The sequence below is a fragment of the Rhodoferax fermentans genome (assembly GCF_002017865.1).
GTDB lineage: Bacteria > Pseudomonadota > Gammaproteobacteria > Burkholderiales > Burkholderiaceae_C > Rhodoferax > Rhodoferax fermentans.
The window spans coordinates 2,151,573-2,177,927 of record NZ_MTJN01000002.1 but is presented as its reverse complement, the minus strand read 5'-3'; the positions used below and the strand labels follow the sequence as shown (position 1 = coordinate 2,177,927).

Annotated in this window: 18 protein-coding genes and 1 pseudogene; 7 read left to right on the top strand and 12 right to left on the bottom strand. The window is 58.9% G+C overall.

Translation table 11 applies throughout. The features are described 5' to 3' along the window. Nucleotides 1-398: 398 nt before the first annotated feature. The 4 genes from RF819_RS10325 to RF819_RS10310 are packed head-to-tail and all read right to left on the bottom strand — an operon-like array spanning nucleotide 399 to nucleotide 6,053. Nucleotides 399-2,237, bottom strand: a complete 1,839-nt coding sequence (locus RF819_RS10325) for a TniQ family protein (protein WP_078364907.1) — start codon at nucleotides 2,235-2,237, stop codon at nucleotides 399-401. After that, nucleotides 2,237-3,220 carry a TniB family NTP-binding protein gene (locus tag RF819_RS10320; RefSeq protein ID WP_242473048.1) on the bottom strand — a complete coding sequence of 328 codons (984 nt, stop codon included), beginning with the start codon at nucleotides 3,218-3,220 and terminating at the stop codon, nucleotides 2,237-2,239. Before RF819_RS10320 ends, RF819_RS10325 begins: the two co-directional genes overlap by 1 nt. Further along, nucleotides 3,217-5,256: an integrase catalytic domain-containing protein gene (locus RF819_RS10315; RefSeq protein WP_078364905.1), complete on the bottom strand. Its 2,040-nt coding sequence runs from the start codon at nucleotides 5,254-5,256 to the stop codon at nucleotides 3,217-3,219. The genes RF819_RS10320 and RF819_RS10315 overlap by 4 nt, the downstream gene beginning before the upstream one ends. Next, nucleotides 5,253-6,053, bottom strand: coding sequence for a hypothetical protein (locus RF819_RS10310; RefSeq protein WP_078364904.1), 801 nt, complete (start codon nucleotides 6,051-6,053; stop codon nucleotides 5,253-5,255). The genes RF819_RS10315 and RF819_RS10310 overlap by 4 nt, the downstream gene beginning before the upstream one ends. Before the next feature lie 173 nt (nucleotides 6,054-6,226). Here RF819_RS10310 and RF819_RS10305 point away from each other — a divergent pair, with 173 nt between their 5' ends. After that, nucleotides 6,227-6,502, top strand: a complete 276-nt coding sequence (locus tag RF819_RS10305; protein WP_242473046.1) for a DUF6471 domain-containing protein — start codon at nucleotides 6,227-6,229, stop codon at nucleotides 6,500-6,502. Between the two features lie 378 nt (nucleotides 6,503-6,880). Here RF819_RS10305 and gyrB read toward each other — a convergent pair whose 3' ends face one another. From gyrB to dnaA, 3 genes are all read right to left on the bottom strand, one after another. After that, nucleotides 6,881-9,484, bottom strand: a complete 2,604-nt coding sequence (gyrB, locus tag RF819_RS10300; protein WP_078364903.1) for a DNA topoisomerase (ATP-hydrolyzing) subunit B — start codon at nucleotides 9,482-9,484, stop codon at nucleotides 6,881-6,883. Nucleotides 9,485-9,633: 149 nt separating this feature from the next. Continuing rightward, nucleotides 9,634-10,740, bottom strand: coding sequence for a DNA polymerase III subunit beta (dnaN, locus tag RF819_RS10295; RefSeq protein WP_078364902.1), 1,107 nt, complete (start codon nucleotides 10,738-10,740; stop codon nucleotides 9,634-9,636). Nucleotides 10,741-10,809: 69 nt separating this feature from the next. Then, a complete protein-coding gene (dnaA, locus tag RF819_RS10290) occupies nucleotides 10,810-12,213 on the bottom strand; it encodes a chromosomal replication initiator protein DnaA (RefSeq protein WP_078364901.1) in 1,404 nt (467 codons plus the stop codon). A gap of 273 nt (nucleotides 12,214-12,486) precedes the next feature. Here dnaA and rpmH point away from each other — a divergent pair, with 273 nt between their 5' ends. Genes rpmH through yidC form a run of 4 tightly spaced genes read left to right on the top strand, consistent with a single transcriptional unit; the run spans nucleotide 12,487 to nucleotide 15,070 of the window. Beyond that, nucleotides 12,487-12,621 carry a 50S ribosomal protein L34 gene (rpmH, locus tag RF819_RS10285; RefSeq protein ID WP_006299042.1) on the top strand — a complete coding sequence of 45 codons (135 nt, stop codon included), beginning with the start codon at nucleotides 12,487-12,489 and terminating at the stop codon, nucleotides 12,619-12,621. 54 nt (nucleotides 12,622-12,675) lie between these two features. After that, a complete protein-coding gene (locus tag RF819_RS10280) occupies nucleotides 12,676-13,080 on the top strand; it encodes a ribonuclease P protein component (protein WP_078364900.1) in 405 nt (134 codons plus the stop codon). After that, the gene (yidD, locus tag RF819_RS10275; protein ID WP_078364899.1) at nucleotides 13,077-13,361 is read left to right on the top strand and encodes a membrane protein insertion efficiency factor YidD; all 285 of its coding nucleotides are present in this window, start codon (nucleotides 13,077-13,079) and stop codon (nucleotides 13,359-13,361) included. Before RF819_RS10280 ends, yidD begins: the two co-directional genes overlap by 4 nt. Beyond that, nucleotides 13,358-15,070, top strand: a complete 1,713-nt coding sequence (gene yidC, locus RF819_RS10270) for a membrane protein insertase YidC (RefSeq protein WP_078364898.1) — start codon at nucleotides 13,358-13,360, stop codon at nucleotides 15,068-15,070. The genes yidD and yidC overlap by 4 nt, the downstream gene beginning before the upstream one ends. 59 nt (nucleotides 15,071-15,129) lie before the next feature. Here the strand turns inward: yidC and RF819_RS10265 are convergent, their stop codons facing one another. Further along, nucleotides 15,130-15,588 carry an Lrp/AsnC ligand binding domain-containing protein gene (locus tag RF819_RS10265; protein ID WP_078364897.1) on the bottom strand — a complete coding sequence of 153 codons (459 nt, stop codon included), beginning with the start codon at nucleotides 15,586-15,588 and terminating at the stop codon, nucleotides 15,130-15,132. A gap of 164 nt (nucleotides 15,589-15,752) precedes the next feature. Here RF819_RS10265 and putA point away from each other — a divergent pair, with 164 nt between their 5' ends. Further along, nucleotides 15,753-18,758, top strand: a complete 3,006-nt coding sequence (gene putA, locus RF819_RS10260) for a bifunctional proline dehydrogenase/L-glutamate gamma-semialdehyde dehydrogenase PutA (RefSeq protein ID WP_078364896.1) — start codon at nucleotides 15,753-15,755, stop codon at nucleotides 18,756-18,758. A 140-nt stretch (nucleotides 18,759-18,898) separates the two neighbouring features. Here the strand turns inward: putA and RF819_RS10255 are convergent, their stop codons facing one another. Both RF819_RS10255 and RF819_RS22025 read right to left on the bottom strand, forming a co-directional pair. Beyond that, nucleotides 18,899-20,689: an AAA family ATPase gene (locus tag RF819_RS10255; RefSeq protein ID WP_143541666.1), complete on the bottom strand. Its 1,791-nt coding sequence runs from the start codon at nucleotides 20,687-20,689 to the stop codon at nucleotides 18,899-18,901. Nucleotides 20,690-21,171: 482 nt separating this feature from the next. Further along, a pseudogene (locus RF819_RS22025) lies at nucleotides 21,172-21,720 on the bottom strand (AAA family ATPase); the annotation flags it as partial. 353 nt (nucleotides 21,721-22,073) lie between these two features. Here RF819_RS22025 and RF819_RS21900 point away from each other — a divergent pair. Further along, nucleotides 22,074-23,699, top strand: a complete 1,626-nt coding sequence (locus tag RF819_RS21900; RefSeq protein WP_078364893.1) for a methyl-accepting chemotaxis protein — start codon at nucleotides 22,074-22,076, stop codon at nucleotides 23,697-23,699. A 14-nt stretch (nucleotides 23,700-23,713) separates the two neighbouring features. On the opposite strand, the gene rocF is transcribed toward RF819_RS21900, so the two are convergent. Further along, the gene (gene rocF / locus RF819_RS10240; protein WP_078364892.1) at nucleotides 23,714-24,637 is read right to left on the bottom strand and encodes an arginase; all 924 of its coding nucleotides are present in this window, start codon (nucleotides 24,635-24,637) and stop codon (nucleotides 23,714-23,716) included. 18 nt (nucleotides 24,638-24,655) lie between these two features. After that, nucleotides 24,656-26,203 (bottom strand): methyl-accepting chemotaxis protein, encoded by a 1,548-nt coding sequence (locus tag RF819_RS10235; RefSeq protein ID WP_078364891.1) that lies wholly within the window; start codon nucleotides 26,201-26,203, stop codon nucleotides 24,656-24,658. Between the last annotated feature and the right edge of the window lie 152 nt (nucleotides 26,204-26,355).

Sequence of the window (26,355 nt, the reverse complement as noted above, 5' to 3'; positions counted from 1 at the left end):
GTGAACGACGGTTTTACACACCCGCCTAGGACAGCATTGGGGTGGAAGTAGCGGGAGCTGCCGTTCAGAGGCAGCCTCCAATTTGGTGATGGTCAGTTGAAGGTAGCTGGCGGTGTAGGACAACATGCAGCATGCTTGGTGGACACGGGCCCCTATGAGCCAGATGCGCGGCTCTTCGCACAGAAACTGCATGCGTACGTGACACAAGCTGGCAACCGAATTGGAGCTGACTGCTCAAGAAGCTATGCGCATATTAGGACCGAATCCCAGTAGCCGCAGCGATAGAGATGCCCGAGTTTGCCCGTTAGTGACGCCTACCGTGGTCAGTTCACCCACAGGGCACAACAGCTCATTGAAGACCACGTCACATCATTCATCGACGTCATCACCAGCACCAATCATTCAGCCGGCACAAACAGGTCATGTCCAGCCTTAGCCCCAATCACCGCGAGCCGACCAACATCTGCCATGCGCAGCAAGCCGCCGCGCATCGCGCCATCAGGTAACTGTTTCGCACCAAATAGCTCAATGCCCGGGAGCATGTGCGACAAGGCTGATGCCCTCTTGTCCATCGCGCGGGCCAAGTCTGCCAGCGGAATGTACGTTTGGCGAAATTCCAGCAGCTGTTTCGGCAAGACCACGCGACATGGCTGACCCCGGAGTTGAATCGACTCGCAAGCCAGCAGACCCGCGTCGATCCAGTGCGAGATCGACTCCCACTTCCAGCCCGTCGCTTTGGATAGTTGATGAATCGACATGCCAGCTTCGAGCAATGGCCTTCCGAAATGCTGAGACACGTCTGTCATGCAGAACGACATCTCGCCCAGTGTTCGTGCACCCGCGACAGCCCTCACAGCGCCGCTCGCAATGGCTTTCATGAGTGATTCAATAGCACGCTTTTCCCCCATCCGCCGACTCGTGAACTCAGACCAGGTGAGCGTTGTATCTTCTGTGACGTCAGCAGAATTGGCCCACGAGTCGACACGTTCATACAAATCTAGCAAAGATTGACGCTCGACTGGTCCGCCTTTCATGAAGTCCTCGCGCCAGCGAATGTCCGAGCGAATAACTTCAGCTGCTTTCATGCGTTCGAGTACCGCGGGGGTGACGCCTACCAACTCGCATGCCATGGCGTCGGAAATCCACTGGGCTCGCAGTTGTTGAATGCGTTCGACTTCCACACGGGAAACTTCAAAGACCTGACCCCGGGTACCGATCCGCCTTGTGCGATGCGCGCACTCGCCATGATGGATCGCATCAAGCATACGAGACACGCTAACACCGATAGCCTTGGCGGCATCTGGCGCCCTCACATATTTGGTGACATCTTCAGCCATGGCCTTGGCCGAGTCCATGCCCAGCACACAATCGGTTTTTTCAGCGGCAACGTCGATGATGACTTGAAGAAGCGGCTCGAGCGCTGTGCCCTGACAAGCCTTGCGCAAGCTGATGTACCAGTCGCCCAACAAGGTGTTCAAAGTGCGTGCATCTTTGCGCCCGGCGGCAATGCGCTGCTCAACATGCGAGCGCAAACTCGTGGGCCAGTCGGCCAGCAGTGATTCAAGCGGGCCGAGGAAGTCGATTGCTTTCGACACATTCTTTGGCAGGTCGGCGCCACGTGGCAAAGACGGCGTAGTCGGGTCGGGATGTCGGCACAGCGTTCGAATGACCTTCACGAGTACATCGGTGTCCACTTCATGAAATACGGGTTTCAGGTTGCCAGATAGCGAGCAGTTGCCCCCAATCAGCGTCGACAACCAGAGCTGTGACTTGGTGGCCGGCACCTGCGGCAGGCGGCCCAAGTCCTGGCCGCACGTGCACAGCCCGATGTAAAGCCGCATCGGCGAGAGGTGTTCCCCACATGCATTGCACTGGTCGACCAACTGAATGCGGTGTTTAGGGCAAGCAGTGACATAAGCGTGTTCCCAGTGGTGACGTAGATAGGGAGATTCAGCCATGCATGCCGGACAAACTGCATCCGCTTGGGTGCGATGCAGTCGCCCCCACTTGCGGCAGAGTTCTTCTTTCTTGCATGCGGATTCGGTCCATGCCGGCTCCAGCCCCAGATTGCTTGCAACATCATTTGTGCGCATCAGCAATGCGCGGCGATTGCGCTCGACGCCCGCGACGTCTGCCAGGTTCCGCCAACCGAAAAGCGCATTGTCGGCAGATAGTCGACGGTAGTAGCCGATTCCGGACTCGTCACCATGGGGTGCGTGGGTAATGATGAGGCCCATTATTTGTCTCCCGATTTCTTGCGAACGGGCACTGACGTCGAGTTGCTGGTCAGTACATGGACGTAGGCCTGTTTCATGGCTGCCGGAGGCACGTCAGTGTCTTCGACACCAGAACCCTGGAAAGCCAGTTGGTGGGGTGAGCCCGCGTGGCTGACATCGTCTAGCACCATTTGGCAGTCTGCATAAGTGAGCGCGCGCGGTGCGCTGTCGGCTACGCCTCTGGCGAGCTCCCGCATGAAATCAGCGAGCACACCAATGAGCCCTCCGGTGAGCAGATAGCTCTGCTGCACCAACACGCGCGGCGGCACGGAAATCGGGTAGCCAGCAGCAGCAAACATGCGGGCGTAGTTCGTGACGCAAGCGGCATAGGCTGCCATTTGTTTGGCATCACTTGCGTCGTAGGGTAAAAAGACGCGGGCAGGACGCGATCTGCGGCGTAGCTGTTCATTCGCAGAAAACAACCGCTCAAGCCGCGGAATGCCAAAGAGAATTAGGGTAATTTGGGCTTGGTCGAGAAGCGTTTTGAGCCAGTCGCTCACGGCGCGTGGTGGTACTCGAGAGCCCTCATCCACCAAGTGGGAAATTTCATCAAAAATCACCACCCGTGTACCCGCTAGTTCAAGTTGCTTCTTCATAAAGTGGAACAACGATCCCACTGTCATTTTGGCAACGACCTGTAGGCCCAGGGCATGCAGCACACATGTAGGAAGCTGTTTGGCGCTAGCGAACTGAGGTATCTCGACAACGAGCACTGGTGCCTGTAGGCGTCCGTCCACCCGTGTTTGGGGGTAAGCACGTGCGAGTGTCGCAATCAGTGAAGATTTGCCCACACCGCTTGGACCAGGCACCCGATTAATTTTGGGTGCGAAGCCAGCCAGGGCATCATCGATGTGTTGCTTGAGAACACGGGTGTGTTCAACGAACATCGGGTGCGCAAGTTCGCAGTTTTCGATGTTTCGTCGCAGTTGTTCGGCAGGCGTCAAAGCAGTTTTTCTCCAGTGGTTCGGTTAACGATGGTCATCAGCGGCGCGTCGTCGTAATTGATGACTGCCGGTAGATGTTCTTGGGGGGATAGGGACGGATTGCTCGAAGGAGCCGGTCCAAACGGGGCAGCCGATGAGAGCGGCCGCTCGAAGGTGCGCGCCACGGCCGAGTAATCCTTGGCACGGCGCACGGTTTCCTGGTTCTCTTCGCGCTTTCCACGCGTTTTGGCTTTACGCGTCGATTTGCGTGACTTGGCAGTCACTGCATCGTCCATGTCTTGCAAGAACTGCACTTTGGCAATGGGATGCGCCCAGTCCTCCATGTCGGCATCGAGCCGTGCCTTGGCCTCGGCAAAGGTCCATGCGGGTGAGTCGGCACGCACGTGTTCGTGTGTCAGGGTGACCAGCGGCAGCTCATCGGACTCATACACGTAGGCGTGGCGGAAATCGTCTGGGTTGTAGACCACGTGCAGCTGTGCGTGGTCGCCGTATTTGCTGAGCAAGTAGGACATCGCATCGCCCTTAAAGCGAAATCCATGTTCCAGCGTGATGCCCGTCTTGGCGCTGAGCGTGCAGGTCTTGTGCTCATAGAGCGCAGTCATCCATTCTTGACGTGATGGAGGCATCGTGATGGGGTGTCCCATCTCTTCAGTCAAATACCGCAGGCGCTCCAAGGCTGTTTTGCCCCTGACAGTGTCGACCAGCAGTTCGTCCCAGCGCAGCCGCTCCAACGGTGTGTTGACCCAGGACTCATAGAGCCAGCGGACAACCCATTTCTCAAGATCGCCTATGGTCATTAGTTCGTCGCCTAGCGCCTCGGGGTCGCGCTTGCCGTCCTTGCCCTCAAATCTTGTGCAACCTGGCAGGCGTTCCAGCGCCTCCTTCAGGGACCTGTTCAGCCGTTCGATGAAAGGTTTGCCTTGCGCTTCTCTTGCTTTGCAGTGCTTGACGTCTATGCCCAGTAGCTCAAGACGCACGATACGGCCACCTTTGGTTTCCGGACCGTTATCAAAAATGACTTGCAAAGGTGTGCCGTAGACATTCAGTGCATGGGCAATGCCCAGTTCCTTGAAGCGAGCAGCTTTAGCAGGTGTCAGATACATCTCCAGGCACAATAGCGAATCCATCTCGCGCGGTGCGCCAAGAGTGAGGTGCCAGCCCACGGGATATGCAGTGCACACATCAATGGCAAGCACCAAATAGACAGTACGAGCAACACCGTGCAAAGTGCGCACCACAAAAGGTAGATGCACGGCGTCTTGCTCGATGCGCGCGAAGGGAAGCGCAGCCCGGATGCGCTTCTTGGCAAATGACTTGCCAGCAACCCGGGTGAGCGGGTCCATCCTGTCGCCTTCGGCATCTACCGACTGGATTTGAATCGCCCTGTAGACAAACTTTTGGCTGATGTCGTGTTTGGCATTGAGGAGGAGTTGCCGACGGGCCTCGCGGTTGATGTAATCTGTAAAGTTCGACAGTGTCCATTGGGAACCTGGGACCAAGTACTTGTCAAGGATGGCCTGGTCGATGAAATCGCGCAGTTCCTTCGAATATCTGGAGGTGGCGTTTCCTTTGTTTTTGTCACCCTTGAGAACTGGCAGACCCAGCAACTGATTCTTGTGCGCTCGGTAAAGCGTGGCGCGGGATGGAAACTTGATCGCTTCACTGTTGTTTGAGTTCTCCTTCGTGTAGTTTTCACGCGCCCTCGAAATTGCTGCGTCAAAGGACAGGTCCAGTTTGCGCTGTATGGCGTCGATCCGTCGCAGTACATCATGCAGATGACAAACATTGGCATGCAGTTCCGAGGCTTCGTACTGGGCCGCGACATTGACACGCGGTTTTCCTTGTCGACGCAAAATGAGGCTACCGTTAGACAGTCCTGCTCGAATTCCTGCTTCATCGACGTAGCGTGCCTCGCGCTTGTCTGAGTCGAAGACATGGATGGTTCCGGCATGACTGCAGGTATCTAACACCTCCCAGTAGTGTTCGGTCTGGTTGGGTAGTGCCAGTTTGTCGCCCCTGCGCAGGTCGGACATCATGGTAGAAACCTCTCGGAACAAAGCTCATTCGACACGAGCTGTTCTATCAGGCAAAGATGGCTGACATCACCGAAGGCAGCAGAGAGCTCAAGGGTGGCGCAGATGTGCTGGTGGGCCAGGTCGGCCTGCAGCACACCGCTGACAAGCAGAATGGGAATCACGCCTGTGGGAATCTGGAGGTCAGTGCAAAGGTCTCGCTGCAATACCGGGCCGGATGAGCAATATTGCTCGACCCTGCCGCTGATGTCCGAGTTGAGGTATGTACGCGCACGCATTTGTGCAGGTTTGAGTAGCTGGGCATTAACTAGAACCGGGTGGCGTTCGTCTGTGGGCACCACTACAGTAGACAAGGAGTAGCAGTACGCCTCCATAATGACTTTGGCCTGTTTGACTTTTGCCCAGTAAGCGCAGTCACCCTCGTAGCCTTCAAGTTTGACTTCGTAGGCGCACTGCGTGCCATCGGCTTGAATCGTTGCGAAATCGGGTGTGTACTCCGCAGTACCTCTGCGTCCGCCACGGCTGCGGCGTGCTTCGGACACTTCTTCGCGGGTGAACAGCAGCCGCTCGCCGACCAAGTCGACGGTAAACGGTTGTTGCTTGAAGGATCGCACCCGAGGGTCGATGCCGAGGATGTGTCCCATCAGACGCTCAGCGTCGGAGTCGACAGTAATTTGACCTCCGGCTTTTGCTGCATAAGTGCCAATGCGGGCTTTGCCATAAGTGCGGGCCGTGGGCCGGATGCCAGTGTTCACTGCAGTCCGGCTGCTGCGAACACCAAAGGTGGGTGCGACTCTCATCGCGCAACTCCTGACGTCGGCACAAACAATGGGCTGATTGGGTCGGTTAAATGATCTGCTATCACGAGGGCCTCATATAAATTTCTCTCATGAAACGTATAGTTCTGAGGATTTGAGACCAGTCGTATACGACCTAAAATGTTCGTTGGAAGCCGCCCGATTGAATCTCGCGGTTGCAACTGGAAGTCCGTGGGAAGGTGATGAACAGACCGCCAAAAGAGAGTGCTCAGCCATATGAAGCCTGGGAACAGACAGCCAAGGAGTTCATCGAGATTGAGATGGCACGCCGCGGTATCCGCTACAAACAGCTTGCGCGCATGCTCGAAGAGCTTGGAATCGAAGAGTCGCCTGAACAGATAAATCGCAAGGTCAATCGCAAGCGGTTCAGTGCGGCATTTCTCGTTGCATGTCTGCGTGCCATGGGAGTGAAGACGATATCGCTCGACTAGATGCAGACGGGCACGCTTACAGCGTACTACCTCGTACCTCGGATTCGTCCTAAGCTTGACATGCTTCATCGCCAGCCCCCGTTCGTACCCTCTCACAAAAAGGGGGACTAACCCTGGCGCACTGGTCGCAGGGCTAAGACTGGTGGATCAAGCTCAAATACGGGCCAGCATTGCACTGGCTCGGACCTCCACCGTAGGCGTTGGCGGTCAACTTGTCAAGTTGGCAAAGTAGAGGCAGAAATAAAAAAGGGCCACGTTAATGTGGCCCTTTTTAATCATGTTGGGTGCTTAGGCCTGAGCTATCAAGACACATCCATCAATAAAAGTCTCAACGGATGCTTCCCAAAATCTCAGGTTATGGTTCCAGCTACAATCGCGTCAAATATCGATGTTGCCCGCCCGCAGCGCGTTGGTTTCGATAAATTCTCGCCTTGGCTCTACTTCGTCACCCATCAGCATGGTGAACACCTTGTCGGCCTCGATCGCGTCGTCAATCTGCACCCGCAGCAAGGTGCGCACGGCCGGGTCCATGGTGGTTTCCCATAGTTGTTCGGGGTTCATTTCGCCCAGCCCTTTGTAGCGCTGGCGGCTGGTGGCGCCTTCGGCCTGGGTGATGAGCCAGTCCATGGCTTCGCGGAAATCTGCCACTTTTTGCTCTTTTTGGCGCTCGCCTTCACCGCGTGTGACCCGGGCACCCGCGCCCAGCAGGCCCTTGAAGGTTTTGGCGGCCTCGGCCAGCGCACCGTAGTCCGCGCCGTGGACAAAGTCTTGCGTGAGCACGCTGCTCTTGATGTTGCCGTGCAAACGACGGCTGATGCGCAGAATCGGTTTGTCGGTGCGCGTGTCAAACTCCCCGGCCACTTCGGCATCGGGCAAAAAGGCCTGCATCGCGGCGGCAGAGACTTCGGCATCGGCCACCGTGTCGAGGTTGAGCGCCACGCCGTCGGCAATGGCACGCAGGGCGGACACGTCCATGAAGTTGCCCAGGCGGGCAATCACGGTCTGCGCCACCTGGTGTTTGCGTGCCAGCTCGGTCAGGGTGTCACCCGTGAGCGGTGTGTTGGCCTCACCACCGGTGTGGACGGTGGCGTTCACCAGGGCCACACGCAGCAGGAAGTTGTCCAGGTCGGTCGGGCCTTGCAGGTAGAGCTCTTCGCGCCCGGCCTTGACCTTGTACAGCGGTGGCTGGGCGATGTAGATGTGGCCGCGCTCCACCAGTTCGGGCATCTGGCGGTAGAAGAAGGTCAGCAGCAGGGTGCGGATGTGGGCGCCGTCCACGTCGGCATCGGTCATGATGATGATGCGGTGGTAACGCAGCTTGGCCACGTCAAAGTCGTCGTTGCCGGTGGAGCCACCAGCCTTGCCGATGCCGGTGCCCAGAGCGGTGATCAGCGTCAAGATTTCATTGCTGGTCAGCAGCTTTTCGTAGCGCGCTTTTTCCACGTTCAGGATCTTGCCGCGCAGCGGCAGGATCGCCTGGAACTTGCGGTCGCGTCCCTGTTTGGCCGAGCCACCGGCGGAGTCCCCTTCGACGATGTAGATCTCGCAGCCAGCCGGGTCTTTTTCCTGGCAGTCGGCCAGTTTGCCGGGCAGGCCCATGCCGTCGAGCACACCCTTGCGGCGGGTCATGTCGCGTGCCTTGCGGGCCGCTTCGCGGGCGCGCGCGGCTTCGATGATTTTGCCAACGATGATCTTGGCGTCGGCCGGGCGCTCTTGCAGGTAGTCGTACAGCAGTTTGGACACGATGTCTTCCACCGGGCCGCGCACTTCGGATGACACCAGCTTGTCTTTGGTCTGGCTGCTGAACTTGGGCTCGGGTACCTTGACGCTCAGCACACAGGTCAAGCCTTCGCGCATGTCGTCGCCGGTGACTTCGACCTTGGCTTTTTTGGCGACTTCGGTGTCGTCGATGTATTTGTTGATGACCCGGGTCATGGCGGCGCGCAGGCCGGTCAGGTGGGTGCCACCGTCACGCTGGGGAATGTTGTTGGTGAAACACAGCACCTGTTCGTTGTAGCCGCTGTTCCATTGCATCGCCACTTCCACACCGATGTTGGTGTTCTGGTCACTCTGGCGGTCACCCAGGGCGTGGAAGATGTTGGGGTTGAGGATGGTCTTGCCCTTGTTGATGAAGTTCACAAAACCACGCACGCCGTCCGCGCCGGAAAAGTCGTCTTCCTTGCCAGTGCGCTCGTCTTTCAGGCGGATGCGCACACCGTGGTTCAAAAAGCTCAGCTCGCGCAGGCGTTTGGCCAGCACGTCGTAGTGGAAGTCGTTGTTCTGCTGGAAGATGTCGGTGTCGGGCAGGAAGTGCACCTCAGTCCCGCGGCGTTCGGTGTCACCAATGACCTTCATCGGCGAGACCTCGATGCCGTCTTGCACCTCGGTGATGCGGTTTTGCACAAAACCCTTGCTGAACTCGAGCACATGCACCTTGCCATCGCGGCGCACCGTGAGGCGCAGCATTTTGGAGAGGGCGTTGACACAACTCACACCCACACCGTGCAGACCGCCAGACACCTTGTAGCTGTTCTGGTTGAACTTGCCACCGGCGTGCAATTCGGTCAGCGCGATTTCGGCCGCAGAGCGCTTGGGCTCGTGTTTGTCGTCCATCTTGACGCCAGTGGGGATACCGCGCCCGTTGTCCACCACCGACACCGAGTTGTCTGCGTGGATGGTGACCAAGATGTCGTCGCAATGGCCCGCCAGCGACTCGTCAATCGAGTTGTCCACCACCTCAAACACCAGGTGGTGCAAACCGGTGCCGTCAGATGTGTCGCCGATATACATGCCCGGGCGCTTGCGCACCGCTTCCAGGCCTTCGAGGATCTGGATCGAGCCTTCGCCGTAGGCCTCGGAGGCGCCGGCCTGGTGTGCGTCGATGGTGGGCTGATAGTTGGAGCTGTCAGCGCTGCCTTCACCCGTGTGAACCCCGCTGTCGGTGGCTTCAGGGGCAGGGATGGGCTTGTTTTCTTCGGTCATGACACACTCTTGATCAGGTTAGACAGGCTTTTGGCGGTCAGCGCTGTCGCAAAACATCGTAAATTTCGGGAAGTCTGGAAACATCAAACCCGCAAGGAACAAGCTGCTCATCGCGGGTTTGGTGGGGTGCACGGGTGCAGCCTGTGCGTCTAGATTCGCATGGGCATTACCACGTACTTGAACGTGTCGTTGTCGGGAATGGTCATCAAGGCCGAACTGTTGCCGTCAGAGAGCTCAATCTTGACCATCTCCTGGCTCATGTTGGACAGCGCATCAATCAGGTAGGTCACGTTGAAACCAATTTCGATGCTGTCACCGCTGTAGTCGATGTCCAGCTCGTCCACGGCCTCTTCCTGCTCGGCGTTGTTGGCGGCCACACGCAGGGTGCCGGGGTCAATGTTCAGGCGCACACCCTTGAACTTGTCGCTGGTCAGGATGGCGGTGCGCTGCAGGGTGGACAACAAGGCCGCACGGCCCAGAGTGATGCCGTTCTGGTGGTTGCGCGGGATGACGCGGTTGTAGTCCGGGAACTTGCCTTCCACCAGCTTGGTGACAAACTCCATGCCGTCAAAACTGAACTTGGCCTGGTTGTTGGCAAACTGCATCTCGATGGCGCCTTCGGCATCAGAGAGCAGGCGCTGCAACTCCAGCACCGTCTTGCGCGGCAGGATCACTTCCTGTTTGGGCACTTCTACATCCAGCGTGGCGCTGGCAAACGCCAGGCGGTGGCCGTCGGTGGAGACCAGGCTGAGCTGCTGGCCTTCGGCCACAAACAGGATGCCGTTGAGGTAATAACGGATGTCATGCACCGCCATGGCAAAAGACACCTGGCTGAGCAAATTTTTGAGGGTTTTTTGCGGCACGCTGAACACCGGACCAAAGTTGGCCGATTCCTGCACCAGCGGGAAGTCTTCGGCGGGCATGGTCTGCAGGGTGAACTTGCTCTTGCCACCTTTGAGGATCAGCTTGGCCGCGCTGGATTCGAGGGACACCACCTGGTCGCTGGGCATGCTGCGCAGGATGTCGATGAGTTTGCGCGCACCCACGGTGGTGGTGAAGTCGCCGGTATCACCGCCCAGATCGGCGGTGGTGCGGATCTGGATCTCGAGGTCGCTGGTGGTGAGCTGCACGCTGGCGCCGGTTTTGCGCAACATGATGTTGGCCAGAATCGGCAGGGTATGACGCCGCTCCACAATGCCGGAGACTGCCTGCAGCACGGAGAGCACTTTACTTTGGGTGTCTTTGATCACAATCATGTTGTCTTCTTCCGGTCTGTTTCTAATGGATTGGTCGATGTGTTGCGGCTATTTTCCCACTCATTTGTTTCAACCTTTGAGGGTCTGCTCCAGCACGTGCAACTGCTGGTTGAGCTCCGTCAATTGTTGGCGTTCCCCCCCTATTTTTCGCACCGCATGCAACACCGTGGTGTGGTCGCGCCCGCCAAACAACTCGCCGATTTCCGGCAGACTCTTTTGTGTCAACTCCTTGGCCAGGTACATGGCAATCTGGCGCGGCCGGGCGATGCTGGCCGGGCGCTTTTTGGAGTACATGTCGGCGATCTTGATTTTGTAGTAGTCGGCCACCGTTTTCTGGATGTTTTCCACAGAAATCTGCCGGTTCTGGATCGACAGCAGGTCGCGCAGCGCCTCGCGTGCCAGCGCAATCGAGATCTCTTTCTGGTTGAAGCGTGAATAGGCCAGAATTTTGCGCAGAGCACCTTCGAGCTCACGCACGTTCGAGCGCACATTTTTGGCGACAAAAAATGCCACCTCTTCGGGCATCACGATGCCTTCGGCATGTGCCTTGTTGATCAGAATCGCCACCCGCATTTCCAGCTCGGGCGGCTCGATGGCCACCGTCAAACCCGAATCAAAGCGCGAGACGAGTCGCTCGTGGATGTCGGCCAGGCCTTTGGGGTAGGTGTCGCTGGTCATCACGATGTGTGATTTGCGGGCCAGCAAGGCCTCAAAGGCGTTGAAAAACTCTTCCTGGGTGCGTTCCTTGTTGGCAAAAAACTGCACGTCATCGATCAGCAGCAGGTCCAGCGAGTGGTAACGCTCTTTGAACTCGTCGAACGCTTTGCGCTGGTAGGCTTTCACCACATCGGTCACAAATTGTTCGGCGTGGATGTAGAGCACCTTGGCGTTGGGCCGCTCACTGATCAGCTGGTTACCCACAGCGTGCATCAAATGGGTTTTGCCCAAGCCGACACCGCCGTAAATGAACAGTGGGTTGTACAGATGGCCGGGCATGCCCGCCACATGCATGGCAGCGGCGCGCGCCATGCGGTTGGCGCTACCCTCGACCAGAGCGTCAAAGGTCAAAGCGGCATTGAGTCGACTTTTGAGGGGCTCGTTGCTGTTGTCCGGACTGGGGGCGGCCGCCGGGCCCGGCGCAATGGCGGGTTTACCGAGCATGGGAGCCCTGGGGGTCGGCTCACGTGCGGCCAAAGCCAGTTCAATGCTGACGGGTTGCCCTGTGAGGCGCTCCATCAGGGCGGCCAGGCGGGCGCTGTATTGCGCCCGGATCCAGTCCATCTTGAAGCGGTTGGCGACAAAAATCGTGACTTTGGACAGGTCGTCAGAGACCTGTGCTGTTAGTGGCTTGATCCAGGTCTGGAACTGTTGGTCAGGCAACTCCTGCGCCAGTTGTTCGATGCAGGTCTGCCAAAAATCGGGGCTGGCCAGGACCTCGTGGGTGTCTGGCTGCGGTGGGGATCCCTGCGTCATGTGGTGTCAGCTTGGTGTGGATAGTTTTAAATTGCTGTGCCCTGTATTCTAATTTATCAAAGCCTTATCCACACCCCGTGGCAACCCGCAAATCTTGCTGCTGGCAGGCAGTTGCGAGCATCGATGAAAGTAGTAGTGAACCGCTGGTCACAAAAATTTGCGATAATCCGCGGTTCCCTGAACATTTCAGGAGAAAACCGAACGTCGGTTGATTTGGCACGGGCACTTGTTCCGTGGAGCAATCAGCTGCTTTAGCCTCTTAGGATTTCCAAAATGAAACGCACATACCAACCCTCCAAAATTCGTCGCGCTCGCACCCACGGCTTTTTGGTCCGCATGAAAACCCGTGGCGGCCGCGCTGTGATCAATGCGCGCCGCGCCAAGGGTCGCAAGCGTCTGGCTGTCTAACTCCCGTCGCGAGATGGGTCAGCGGCTGTCCAGCCTTCTCCACGCGGCCTGACCTTGCAGCGTCTTGCAAACCGCCCACAGTTCCAGGCGGTATTGGCTGGCTCCACTTTGGCGCGGACCCCTCACTTTGCCTTGCATTGCGTGGCCCTGAATGCCAATCAAACCGATGAAGCCCGTCAACCACTGTTTGCGGTGGATGATGTCTGGCTGGGTGCCATGGTGCCCAAACGCTGGGCCAAACGTGCGGTCACCCGCAATACCATCAAGCGCCAGGTGTACGCCGTGAGCCAGGACTTTGCCTCTTCACTGACGCGGTCTGCCCATGTGGTGCGACTGCGCAGCGGTTTTGATCGCCAGCACTTTGTCAGTGCCACGTCTGAGGTGCTGAAGGCAGCGGTGCGCAGTGAGTTGCAACAGTTGTTCGCTCGGGCCGTGGCAGCACGCCCGCAACAGCCATGATGGCGCGTCTGTTGATTGGCCTGGTTAAAGGCTACCGGCTGTTTTTGAGCCCGTCGCTGGGGTCGGCTTGTCGTTTTGAGCCGACCTGTTCTGCGTATGCCCTGCAAGCTTTGCAAACCCATGGTGCGGCACAAGGCAGCTACCTCACGCTCAGGCGTTTGGGGCGTTGCCATCCTTGGTGTGAGGGAGGGCTTGACCCCGTCCCGCCGCCCAACACTGTTTCTCCGCGTCGCCTGTTGACCCGGTTGATCTCAACTTCCCCTGAAAAGAAGTCTTCATGAACGATATTCGGCGCACTATGTTGTGGGTGGTCTTTGGCATGTCTCTGGTCATGCTATGGGACCAATGGCAGGTCTACAACGGGCGGAAAACGACCTTTTTCCCGAGTCCGACCCCGGTGGTGGCCCAAGGTGCCAGCGCAACACCAGCCAGCGGCGTGCCAAGCGCGGTACCCACTGCTACAAATACTGCAGCTAATAGCTCAGATATAGCCAAGGCTACGAGCGGTTTGCCTGCGCAAGATGTGGCGAAAGTCGCGCATGAGCAAGTGGTTGTCCAGAACGATGTGCTGAAGGTCACCTTTGACACCGAAGGTGGTTCGGTGGTGCGTACAGAGTTCCTCAAACACATCGACATGGCGGACAAGTCCCGCAACTTTGTGTTGCTCGATGACAGCCCATCGCGGGTTTACCTGGCCCAGTCGGGTCTGATTGCGGCCAACGGCGGCCCGGCTCTGCCCACCCACAAGGCCGTGATGACCCTGGCACCCGGTGAGCGCAGCCTCAAAGACGGCAGCCAGTCGCTCGAAGTGCGGTTTGAATCACCCGAGGTTGGTGGTGTCAAGCTGATCAAGACTTACACCTTCAAACGCGGTAGTTATGCCCTGGCGGTGAAACACGAGATTGTGAATGTGGGTAACTCACCTGTGGTGCCTCAGCTGTACCTGCAACTGGTGCGCGACGGCAACAAGCCGCCGGGTGAGTCAAGCTTCTACTCCACCTTCACCGGCCCGGCGGTTTACACCGAAGCCAAGAAGTACCAAAAAGTCAACTTTGAAGACATCGAGAAGAACAAGGTCGATGTCGAGAAATCCGCCACCAACGGTTATGTGGCCATGGTGCAGCATTACTTTGCCAGCGCCTGGTTGCTGGGTGATGGCATCCACCGTGACCTGTTCCTGCGCAAGGTTGACACCAATTTGTACTCGGTGGGCATGATTGCACCGCTGGCTGAACTGGCACCGGGCGAGCGCAAGACACTCGATACCACCTTGTTTGCCGGCCCGCAAGAAGAAGGTGTGCTGAGCGCCCTGACCCCGGGTCTGGAGCTGGTCAAGGACTACGGCTGGCTGACCATGCTGGCCAAGCCGCTGTACTGGTTGCTGGTCCAGCTGCACAGCGTGATTGCCAACTGGGGTTGGTCGATCATGGCGCTGGTGTTGCTGCTCAAGATCGCGTTTTACTGGCTCAATGCCAAGGCCTATGCCAGCATGGCCAAGATGAAGGCGGTCAATCCTAAGGTGACCGAGATGCGTGAGCGCCTCAAGGACAACCCGCAGAAGATGCAGCAGGAGATGATGCGCATCTACCGCGAGGAAAAGGTCAACCCCTTGGGCGGCTGCTTCCCGATCATGATCCAGATTCCGGTGTTCATTGCGCTGTACTGGGTGTTGTTGTCGAGTGTGGAAATGCGCAACACACCGTGGCTGGGCTGGATCCATGACTTGTCCTCACCCGACCCGTACTACATCCTGCCGATCATCATGACGCTGACCACGGTGTTGCAGACTTCGCTGAACCCGGCACCGCCAGACCCCTTGCAAGCCAAGATGATGTGGTTCATGCCGCTGGCCTTCAGCGTGATGTTCTTCTTCTTCCCGTCGGGCCTGGTGTTGTACTGGATCACCAACAACATCTTGTCGATTGCCCAGCAGTGGGTCATCAACACCCGCATGGGTGTGCCACCGAAGTTCCATTTCCCGAAGTTCTAAACCCCTAAGCGCCAGCGCAACACACCTGTTGAGCTGGCGCAGCACCATCCGGGGGCCGGTTACACCGGCAAGTGGGTGGTGTTCTTGACCTCTTCCATCACCGCATAAGTGCGTGTCTCACGCACACCCGGCAGCTGCCACAACACGGTGCCGGCAAACTCGCGGTAGGCGTTCATGTCGGCCATGCGGGTTTTGAGCAGGTAATCAAAGCCACCGGCCACCATGTGGCACTCCAAAATTTCGGCGCGCACCTGCACCGCTGCCTTGAAGGCCTCAAACACGTTGGGTGTGGTTTTGTCCAGCAGCACCTCCACAAACACCATCAGCCCGGCACCCAGTTTGACCGGGTCCAGCCGCGCCTCGTAGCCTTGAATCACACCGTCTTTGGTCAGCCGTTGCACCCGTGCCAGCACCGCCGTGGGTGACAAAGTGACCAGTTCGGCCAGTTTGAGGTTGCTGATGCGGCCATCCTCTTGCAAGGCGTGCAGGATTTTGCGGTCAATGCGGTCGAGTTCCATGGTGTTCGGGGACTTGTCTTGTCTCAGTGGCGGTCAGGGCGTCTCAACTTGCCTGGTAACGCCGGATAGATGAATGAATCACTATATCAAACCAAAAATAAAGTGAAAAATTCACCAGATAAACCGACAACATAGCGCTTTTATTTGTTGCCGGAGTTTCCCCCATGTTGTTGACCCAACGCTTGCCTGAACCCTATCGTCCCGAAGCCGCCATCGTTGCCCAGCGGCTGACTTCCCTGGGCCAAGCGCTGGACTGGGTGGCCGTGGCCCGCGTGGCCGCACCTTGGGTGCAGGCGGTGCGCGACAACCCGCCCCCGTTCTGGGCGATGGAAAGCCTGCTCAAGGAGTACCCGATCAGCAGCGCCGAGGGCCTGGCCCTGATGCGTTTGGCCGAAGCGCTGCTGCGTGTGCCCGATGCCGAAACCGCCATCGCACTGACCGCCGACCAGCTGGGCCGCGCGGATTTTGAGGGCAGCAGCGACAAGGTGATCTCGCGTCTGTCGAGCACCGCCATCGCGCTGAGCAAACACTTCCTGCCCACGGTGGGTGACAAGGCGGGTGAACCCGGTCTGTTGGCCAAGCTGGGCGCGCGCACCGTGGTGGCCGCCACCTTGCGTGCGGTGCAGCTGCTGGGTCGCCAGTTTGTGCTGGGCCAGACCATGGCCGAGGGCATGTCCGAGGCAGTGTCGGCCAAAAAGAAGACGCCCAACCTGCGCTACAGCTACGACATGCTGGGTGAAGGCTCACGCACCGATGCCGATGCGCTGAACCATTTAAAGAGTTATCAGAATGCTATTGCTGCAATAGCTACCACCTCAAGCACAACAAGGGCTTGTGAGGACAATGATGGTATATCCATCAAACTCAGTGCCTTGCACCCGCGTTATGAATACGCCCAGGTGGATCGGGTTTTGGCCGAGCTGGTGCCGCGCGTCTGGGGCCTGTGTGAGCAGGCCGCACGCGCCAACATCAACCTGACCATCGACGCCGAAGAGGTGGACCGGCTGGAGCTTTCGCTGGCCGTGTTCGAGGCTCTGCTGGCCAAGGTGGCCGAGCACTGCCCGCAGTGGCGCGGTTTTGGCCTGGCAATGCAGTCCTACCAAACCAATGCGCTGGAGTTGGTCCAGCATGTGATCGCCCTGGCGCGCCAGTACAAGCTGCGCTTGATGTGCCGCCTGGTCAAGGGCGCGTATTGGGACGCCGAGATCAAACGCGCCCAAGAGCTGGGCCTGCCGCACTACCCGGTGTTCACCCACAAGCACCACACCGACGTGTCCTACCTGGCCTGCGCCAAGGCTTTGCTGGAGGCGCCCGATGCGCTCTACCCGCAATTTGCCAGCCACAACGCCGCTACCATCGCCGCAATCCTGCAGATGGCCGAGAAAACGGGTTCGCCCTTTGAATTGCAGCGCCTGCACGGCATGGGTGAAGGCATCCACGACGAGGTGCTCAAAAACCCGAAAATCGCCTGCCGCGTCTACGCGCCGGTTGGTGCCCACAAGGATTTGCTGGCGTACCTGGTGCGCCGTCTGCTCGAAAACGGCGCCAACTCCTCGTTTGTGCACCAGCTTGCAGATGAAACCCTGCCGGTTGCTGAGCTGCTGGTCTCACCGCTGCGCCAGGAACCTCACCCGTCATTGCCTCTGCCATTGGCTTTGTTTGGCACACAGCGCCCCAACAGCGCCGGCCTGGACCTGACCGTGCCCGCCATGCGCGACAGTCTGTTGGCCGCCTACGCCAGCACGCAGGTGCCCAGTGTGCCAGTGTTCGATGCCAAATTGGTCTCCGGCCCTTTAGAAATAAGCACTACCAGCTACAAAACATGGAGCAAGATGCCGGTGACTGAGCGCGCTGCCACGCTGCGCCAATCTGCCGATGCGCTGCAAACCCAGCTGCCGCAGTTCTGCGCCCTGTTGGTCAAGGAAGCTTTCAAGACCTGGAACGACGCGATCAGCGAGGTGCGCGAAGCCATCGACTTCCTGCGTTATTACGCTGCCCAGGCCGAGGCCATCATGCAGCCGCAAACCCTGCCAGGCAAAGAAGGCAACAACGTGCTGGGCATCACCGGTGAGAGCAATGAGCTGTTTTTGACGGGCCGTGGCGCCTGGGTCTGTATCAGCCCGTGGAACTTCCCGCTGGCCATCTTCACCGGCCAGATTGCGGCCGCGCTGGTCACTGGCAACACCGTGCTGGCCAAACCGGCCGAACAAACCCCTGGTGTGGCGCTGGCGATGGTCAAGCTGATGCACGCCGCCGGAGTGCCTGAAGGCGCTTTGCAACTCTTGCACGGCCCGGGTGAAACCGTCGGTGCAGCTCTGGTGGCCGCACCCGGCGTGGCGGGTGTCGTGTTCACCGGCAGCACCCAGGTCGCCAAGATCATCAACCGTGCGCTGGCCGCCAAGGACGGCCCGATCGTGCCGCTGATCGCCGAGACCGGTGGCATCAACGCCATGCTGGTCGACAGCACCGCCCTGCCCGAGCAAGTGTGCGACGCGGTGATGCAGTCTGCCTTCCGCAGCGCGGGCCAGCGCTGCTCGGCATTGCGCCTGCTGTGTCTGCACGAAGAAATTGCCGACCATGTGATCGAAATGATCTGCGGCGCCGCACGTGAACTGGTCGCCGGTGACCCGGCTGATCTGGCCACTGACCTGGGTCCGGTCATCGATGCCGAAGCGTTCGAGGGCATCCAGCACCAGCTCAAGCGCCTGGATGTGGAGGCAAAACGCCTTCCAGCCCAATCAGAACAAGCGCAAGCAGCTACAAATAAAGTTGCAAACCTGATTGCGCCGCAAGCCTATGAGGTGGCGAACATCAGTGACCTGAAGCAGGAAATCTTTGGCCCGGTGTTGCACATCGTGCGCTGGACCGGTGACCCGCTCAAGGTCATCGAGCAGATCAACGCGCTGGGTTACGGCCTGACCATCGGCATCCAGACCCGCATCGACAGCCGCGCTCAAGCCCTGGCGCATGCCGCCCACATCGGCAACGTCTACATCAACCGCAACCAGATCGGCGCGGTGGTGGGGGTGCAGCCGTTTGGCGGCGAAGGCCTGTCAGGCACCGGCCCCAAAGCCGGTGGCCCGCACTACCTGTACCGCTTCTGCGCCGAGCAGACCATCACGATCAACACCACTGCAGCTGGGGGCAACGCGGCCTTGTTGGCGGGGTGAGGGGCTGGCGACGGTTGCGCGTTGAACCCAGGGCGCGGGCAGGGCGATTGCCGGGGGCTCATACGCTTCGCTTTTTGAAATCGCCCCCGACATCCGCCCTGCCCACGCCCCTGCGCGATGTTGACGAGGCTTACGGATATTCAAATCGCTGAACCCTTTTGCATCTGCTGAATGGCAACAGCAAAGCGTTCAATCAATTTGCGCTCCTCTGAAGCAAGAAGCAAGAGCGATTTGTGGTTGGGGTTGTCCATTTGCCAATGCATGAGATTGATGACGGCATCGGCCCAAGAATTCAATATCTCGATTGGAACGTCTGTGTGGAGCATATGCGGTGATTGAAACAGGGCGAGGCCAAAGCGCATCCACGCCGCATCGGTATCTGAATTCAAGGCGGTCAGTTCTTTCATGAGGTTGATCACTTCCTGAGTTCGTCCTTGGACGCTGGCTTGTGACAAATCTTTGTAGATCGCCATGACTTTGGGATCAGCGTTCGTCTCTTGCGCCAACAAGAGCGCCCGTTCGAGATACCGTAAATCCATTCGGCAGATGACTTCCGGGTCGCGCAGCATGGTCGTCAATTCATCCGTCGTGTACCAAATCCGCAAGAAGTCCACAAAAAGGCTGATCGGCTCCCCGCGCTGCTTCTTTACTTCCATACACAACCGCATCAACGGTTCGCATAACTCGTAGTAACTCTCGCGCCCTTGCTCAATTGAGCGCACGTAACGCTTGTCCTTGAGCTGTTTGAGTTGGCTGGAACAGGTTTGCTGCGTGATGAAGCAGGACTTGGCAATCTGCTTGACCGGAGCTGCGCCACGGTAGTTCACCAGGTACTCAACGATCTTGCGCTGCTGGCCTGGTAGCTCTTTCATCCGAGCCTGGTAGTAGGGCGTGAGTTCGTCCAGGGTGTGCATGAAGGCGGGTACCAGCTCATCCAAGGCTTGTGCGCTCAGAAACTGGGCGAAGATGATGTAGATGCGCGGGTTCCCCTCGGCCAAGTGGTGCACGGCCCGGATGCGGGCGCGGCCTTCGGATGTGGCGATGAAGGCGGCCAGTTCTTGGTCGCCGCGCTCTACTGCAATCTTTCTCAGCAGGTTGACGACGTCTTCAAAGTCCAGTTCCTTCAGGGCTTCGATGTCAAAAAAACCGTAAAACACGGACTTCTGCAAGCTCACCCCGGCAAACATGGCGGGCGTGGTGCATACAAGTACCATGTTGTTGTGGTTTTGGATGAAGGCGCGCCAGGCTTTTTGGCCATGCTCCCCCAACTGGTCAAACAAGTCGTCCAGGTTCTCCAGCAGCACCACAAGGCGTTTGGTGCCCAAGATCTGCAGCAGAATGGATTCCGCAAGCTTCTCTGCTTCTTTCAGAGGAAGTTCATACAGCGGTGTGGTGAGCGCATCCACTTGCAGCTCTGGGTAGCTGGCATCAAGTGTGCGCAGGATACGTAGCACCAACTCAAAGAAACTGGTCACGCCCCACTCTTCCTCGCGCATCCAGGCGATCAGAGCTTTGCTCTTGGCCTCTTCAGTTGTTGCCAATCGGTAGTGCAACAGTGAAATCAAATGGGTTTTGCCAATGCCACGCGGGCCGACAAATAACGTGTGGTGGCTGCTGCCGGTGCGCAAGCTCTCCAGCACATGGTCCAAGCTGCGTTGCAGCAAAGGTTCGCGTTGCACCAGCATGGTTTCCAGCGTTTCCGGGGCCATCATGCTGGGCGTGAAATGCGACAGATAAAGCGCCTTGTTGACCAGCGTTGGTGTGCTGGCATTTGTGGTGTCACTCATGCCGCTTCTCCTTTGTGCTGGACGGTCAGCCCGCGATGCCAAACCCACCAGCGTTTGACCACGGTGAATTTGAAACTGACCTCGCTTGCGGCGTTGCGGATGAAATAGTGGTCGCGCTCCAATAGACGAGATAGCTCGATCCACTGCTGTTGCTCCACCAAAGGGTAAGCGGCTTTGGCGAGCCGAATGGCATCAACCATGGACAGTGGCGCCACATGAGAAGCCACAACATCCAGCAGGGCCAAGCATTCAGCACGCTGGGATTGGTAGTAGTCCAGTGTTCGCTCTTCATAGTGCTGCAAATCCCACGGGTTGTCGCTGGAGTGAATGCCGTGATCGATGACCGCATGCACTGCGGCCATGTCCAGCGGCTGGGTTGACGACGCGGGCTGCTTCAGCAGCGCAGATACCACGTGGTGGATGTAGAACGGAATGCAGTCCAGTGTTTTGGCCGTTTCTTCATACACGGCGTGTGAGGTGACAGACAGGCCGTTGTCGGTAAACAGGCGCTGCACCAGACTGATGGCATCAGTTTGCGTGAGTGGCTCTACTTCCACCGCCAGCATGTCGTTGACCGGTGTGTTGTTGTAACCCAGTGCCTTGAGTCTGCGCACGATGTGGTGCAGACCAAGTGAGCCAGTGAACACCATGCGCAGTTTGCTGGCATGTTGTTGCCTCAGGGCGCGCAAGACATCCAGCAGTTCCATGGCTTCTTGGGGATTGTTCTTGGCGATGATCTCCAACATCCATGGCAGTTCGTCCCAGAGGAAAACGACGCGTTCTAGCGTCTTGTTCTCATGCAGATGTGCGACGGCATCGTTCAGAATTTGTTTCCACTGCTTGGCCGCAAAGTTTGGCAATTTGATGGGGCCAATTTGCGTACCACCTAGTTGTTCTCCCAAACTTTGTAACCAGTTTCTGAAGTTGGTTTTTGCCTCCAAATGTGGGTAGAGATCTGCCATGACGTATTCCACAAACTCTGGCGCACTGCGAATGGCGCCGATATCACGCTTGATCACAACCCAATCTGCCGGGGCGGTGGCCTTGAATTTTTCAAGAACGTGGGTTTTGCCAGTCCGCCTTTCTGCCACCAACAATATGCTCTGTTGAGACAGAGCCGTCTGCAGGTAAGCGACGACGGCGTCTCGCCCGACGATGTCGTTGAGTTGAAGCATGCCGCCAGGATTGGGTTTCATAATGCGATGAAATTTATTTACGATAAATTCATTGTATTTTATTTTGACTGTGTTGAGTGAGGTGTAACCCTTTGGTGGTGAAGGCCTGTCAGGCACCGGCCCCAAAGCCGGTGGCCCGCACTACCTGTACCGCTTCTGCGCCGAGCAGACCATCACCATCAACACCACGGCAGCGGGGGGGAATGCGGCTTTGCTGGCGGGGTGAGCCACAAGGAACGCAGTGATTGGGTTGAGGTGGCTGCGGTGCCCAAGAGGGGGTAGTCGTTGTGGCATAGTCCGGGCCAACCGGCTCGTGGCACCTGACCACCCACCGGCATACCCAGGAGACAGACATGACCCACAACGTGGCAGACACAACACCGGTAGACACGTTTGGTGACCGGATCATTTTGCTGGCCATTGGGCTCAGCGCGGTAGCGGCGCTGATTCTGGGCGCCCAGTTTGTGGACACCGCGCTCGCGGTGGGTGGAACAACGGCTTTTGTGTTGCTGGCGGGTGTGGTGTATGCCAGCGCCAAAGGCAGTACGCTGAGCCGCTTTGTGCTGACCTTTGTGCTGGTGGGCCTGGTGGTGTTGCATATCCAGCTGGCGCAAGGCATGTTGGAGTTCCACTTTGGTGTGTTCGTCACCTTGGCACTGTTGCTGGTGTACCGGGACTGGCGCATCATTGTGTTTGGTGCCGCCATGTACGCGGTGCACCATGTGTTATTTGATCGCCTGCAAGCAGCAGGTTATGGCCTGTATTGCCTGACAGAGCCCAACTTCAAAGTCATCGTGCTGCACGCGGTGTATGTGGTGGTGCAGTCGGGCGTCGAAATTGTGCTGGTTACCGGCATGGCGCGTGCCGCGCAGGCCGGGGAAGAGTTGGCGGTGCTGGTATCGCGCATCAACCAGACCGATGGCATCTTGCTCAATGTGTCCGGGGTGGTCACAGGCACCCCCTCCAGTCAGGCCCTCAAGACCACTTTGGAGCGTATGGACGTGGCGGTGTCGGCGGTACGTACCGGCTCCCACAGCATTGAGCTGGCGGCAGCCGAAATTGCCAGTGGCAACCAGGACCTGAGTGACCGCACCGAGCAGACCGCCAGCAACCTGCAGCGCACCGCCAGCAGCATGGCCAGCCTGACCCAGATCGTCACCCAGTCGGCCGACAACGCGCGCCAAGCGAACCAGCTGGCCATGAATGCCAGCAGTGTGGCGGCTCAGGGCGGACAAGTGGTTGGACAGGTGGTAGAGACCATGCGCGGCATCAACGAAGCCTCGCGCAAGATTGGTGACATCATCAGTGTGATCGACGGCATTGCCTTCCAGACCAACATCCTGGCTTTGAACGCGGCAGTGGAAGCGGCCCGCGCCGGGGAACAGGGCCGGGGGTTTGCGGTGGTGGCGTCTGAGGTGCGCTCCCTGGCCGGACGTAGTGCCGAGGCCGCCAAAGAGATCAAAACCCTGATCAACACCAGTGTGGAGCGGGTGGAGTTGGGCAGCACGCTGGTAGACCAGGCTGGCACCACCATGACCGAGGTGGTCGACGCCATCCGCCGCGTGACCGACATCATGGGCGAGATCAGCGCAGCCAGCAGTGAACAGGCCTCCGGTGTGGCCAGTGTCAGCGAAGCAGTGACACAAATGGACCAGGCCACGCAGCAAAACGCCGCGCTGGTAGAACAGATGGCTGCGGCTGCGGGTGGTCTGCGCACACAGGCCCAGGAGCTGGTGCAAACCGTGGCGGTGTTCAAGGGCAGCAGCACCGCTGGGGCGCGGCCGTCGGTGCCGACCCAACAGGCGCGGCCGCGTCGCCCTGTACCTCAGCCCGTTGGCACAGCCCGGCCCAAGTTACTGTCAGCAGCCAAACCTGGGCGGTCAGAAGCTGCCAGCCCGACCGCCAAGGCTTTGCCCAAACCGACGCCTCAGGCGCCCGCAGCACAAGCCAGTACCGAAGGTGAATGGGAAAGCTTCTGACCCAGTGAATGCGCTCAGGCCGCCGCTTTGCGCATCAAGGTGCTTTTGCCAAACAGCGACTCGATCAGGTCCACCGCGACCTCGGCGGTTTTGTTGCGCACGTCAAAGGCCGGGTTGAGCTCCATCACATCGAGTGAGGCCAGGCGCCCGGTGTCGGCGATCATCTCCATACACAACTGCGCCTCGCGGTAGGTCGGGCCACCGCGTACCGTGGTGCCCACACCCGGCGCGATGTCGGGGTCGAGAAAATCGACGTCAAAACTCACATGCAGGTGGGTGTTGGCGTCCACCAGCGCCAGTGCCAGTTCCATCGCGGCGCGCATGCCCATCTCGTCGATGAAACGCATGTCAAACACGTCGAGGCCGGCCTCGTGCACCAGGCGTTTTTCACCGGCGTCGACGCTGCGGATGCCAATCTGGCGCACCCATTTGGGGTTGATCGCAGGCACCTGGCCGCCGATGCTGGTCAGCACCTCCGGGCCATAACCACACAGGCAGGCCACCGGCATGCCATGGATGTTGCCGCTGGGGGTCAGCGCATGGGTGTTGAAGTCGGCATGGGCGTCCAGCCACAACACCCGCAGCTTCTTGCCCACATCGCGGCAATGCCGCGCCACCGCGCTGATCGAGCCCAGGCCCAGGCAGTGGTCACCACCGAGCAAGATGGGTAAGCGTTTTTGCTGCAACTCGGCATACACGGCGTTGTGCACCAACTGGTTCCAGGCCACCACCTGGTCCAGGTGCCGGTAGCCATCCACCGGCGGCAGCCAGGGGTTGGCGGGGCCGCTCAGGTTGCCCCGGTCGGTCACGTTCAGGCCGTGGCTTTGTAACACCGGGATGATGTTGGCCACACGCAGGGCCTCGGGGCCCATGCTGGCACCACGGCTGCCCGCGCCAATGTCGGTGGGTGCACCAATGAGAGAGATTTGGGTTGTCATGGGCCGCACTGTACCGTGCTATGACGAGAACACCTTGACCGCACCCACCAAACGCAGTGCCTGTTCACCCAGACTCGCTGCAGCGGCACTGCTTTCCTCCACCATGGCGGCGTTTTGTTGGGTCATGTCATCGAGCTGGGCCACCGCTTGCCCGACTTGTGCAATGCCCTGAGATTGCTCCTTGGACGCCAGTGTGATCTCGCGCATGAGGACGTTGACATGGTTGACCTGGCTCACCACGTCGGCCATGGTCTGGCCGGCCTGGGCCACCAGTTTTGAGCCACTCTCGACCTGTCGGACTGAGTCGTCGATCAAGGCCTTGATTTCCTTGGCCGCTGAGGCTGAGCGCCCCGCCAGGCTGCGCACTTCGGAGGCCACCACGGCAAACCCCCGGCCCTGCTCCCCGGCCCGGGCCGCCTCGACCGCAGCGTTCAGGGCCAGGATATTGGTCTGGAAGGCAATGCCGTCAATCACGCTGATGATGTCGGCGATTCTGCGGCTTGCGCTGGTGATTTGTGTCATGGTGGCGTCCACCAGGTCCATGTTGTTGCCACCTTGGGCCACCACCTCGGTGGCGTTCTGAACCAGGGAACTGGCATGCAACGCGGTGTCCGCGTTTTGCTTGACCGAGGCGGTTTGCTGCTCCATGGCCGCAGCGGTTTCTTCGAGGTTGGAGGCAGCCTGCTCCGTCCGGGCGGAAAGGTCGCTGGCTGCCGCCGCAATTTCCTGGCTGGCCACCTGCACGCCCGAGGCCTGCTCAAACACATCGGCCACCAGGGACTGAAGGTTCAGGCCGGACTGGTTGACGGAGCGGGCGATTTGCCCGATGTCGTCCACCCGGTTGAGGTTGAGGTCGGGCGCTGACTCACCGGTCGCCACCTGTTGTGCCGCCGCCCTGATGTGCCGCAGCGGTGTGGTGATTTGCTGCTCCATGAAAACATCGGCCAACAACAGGCTCAGCGTCAGCGCAGCACCACTGGCCAGCATCACCGTCGTGCCCAAGCCTGAGCTGGCCAGCACCGAACCGGTCACCAGCCCCACACCGAGCAGCGGCAGGCGCACACGCCAAGCGGTGGGCAGCAGCTGCAGGGTACTGGCCCAGCGCATCAGACCGGTGCGCACCACCAAGCCCCGGTGGAAAGCCAGCCCGGTCGCCTTGCCCGCTTTGAAACGGGCATAAAGCTGGGCAGCGGCATCAATTTCCTGGCGCGGAGGATGGGTGCGCACCGACAGATACCCGGTGAGCTGGCCCTTGCGCCGCATCGGTGCGGCGTTGGCGCAGACCCAGTAGTGGTCCCCATTCTGGCGCCGGTTTTTCACCACCGCGCGCCAGGATTGCCCGTCCTTGAGGGTGCGCCACATGTCTTCAAAGGCTTCCACCGGCATGTCCGGGTGGCGCACCAGATTGTGCGGCTGGCCTAGCAACTCATGCGGCGCATATCCGCTGGTGCGCACAAACGCCGAATTGGCGTAGGTGATGGTGCCCTTTGGATTGGTGGTCGACAGCAGGGTCTCAGCAGCTGGAAACTGGAATTCCTGCTGGCTCACGGGGAGGTTGGTACGCATGGCGGGAAAATTCTCGGTTATGGCAGGCAGAGGCCTGTTCCAACGATTGCAAAAAACGAAACACTATTTTACTTGTTTTGCAAGTAACGTGCCAGAAATGGGTCCAAGTTGTCGTAACTTGCACTGACCTACCTTCGTGCAGGTGTGGGGCC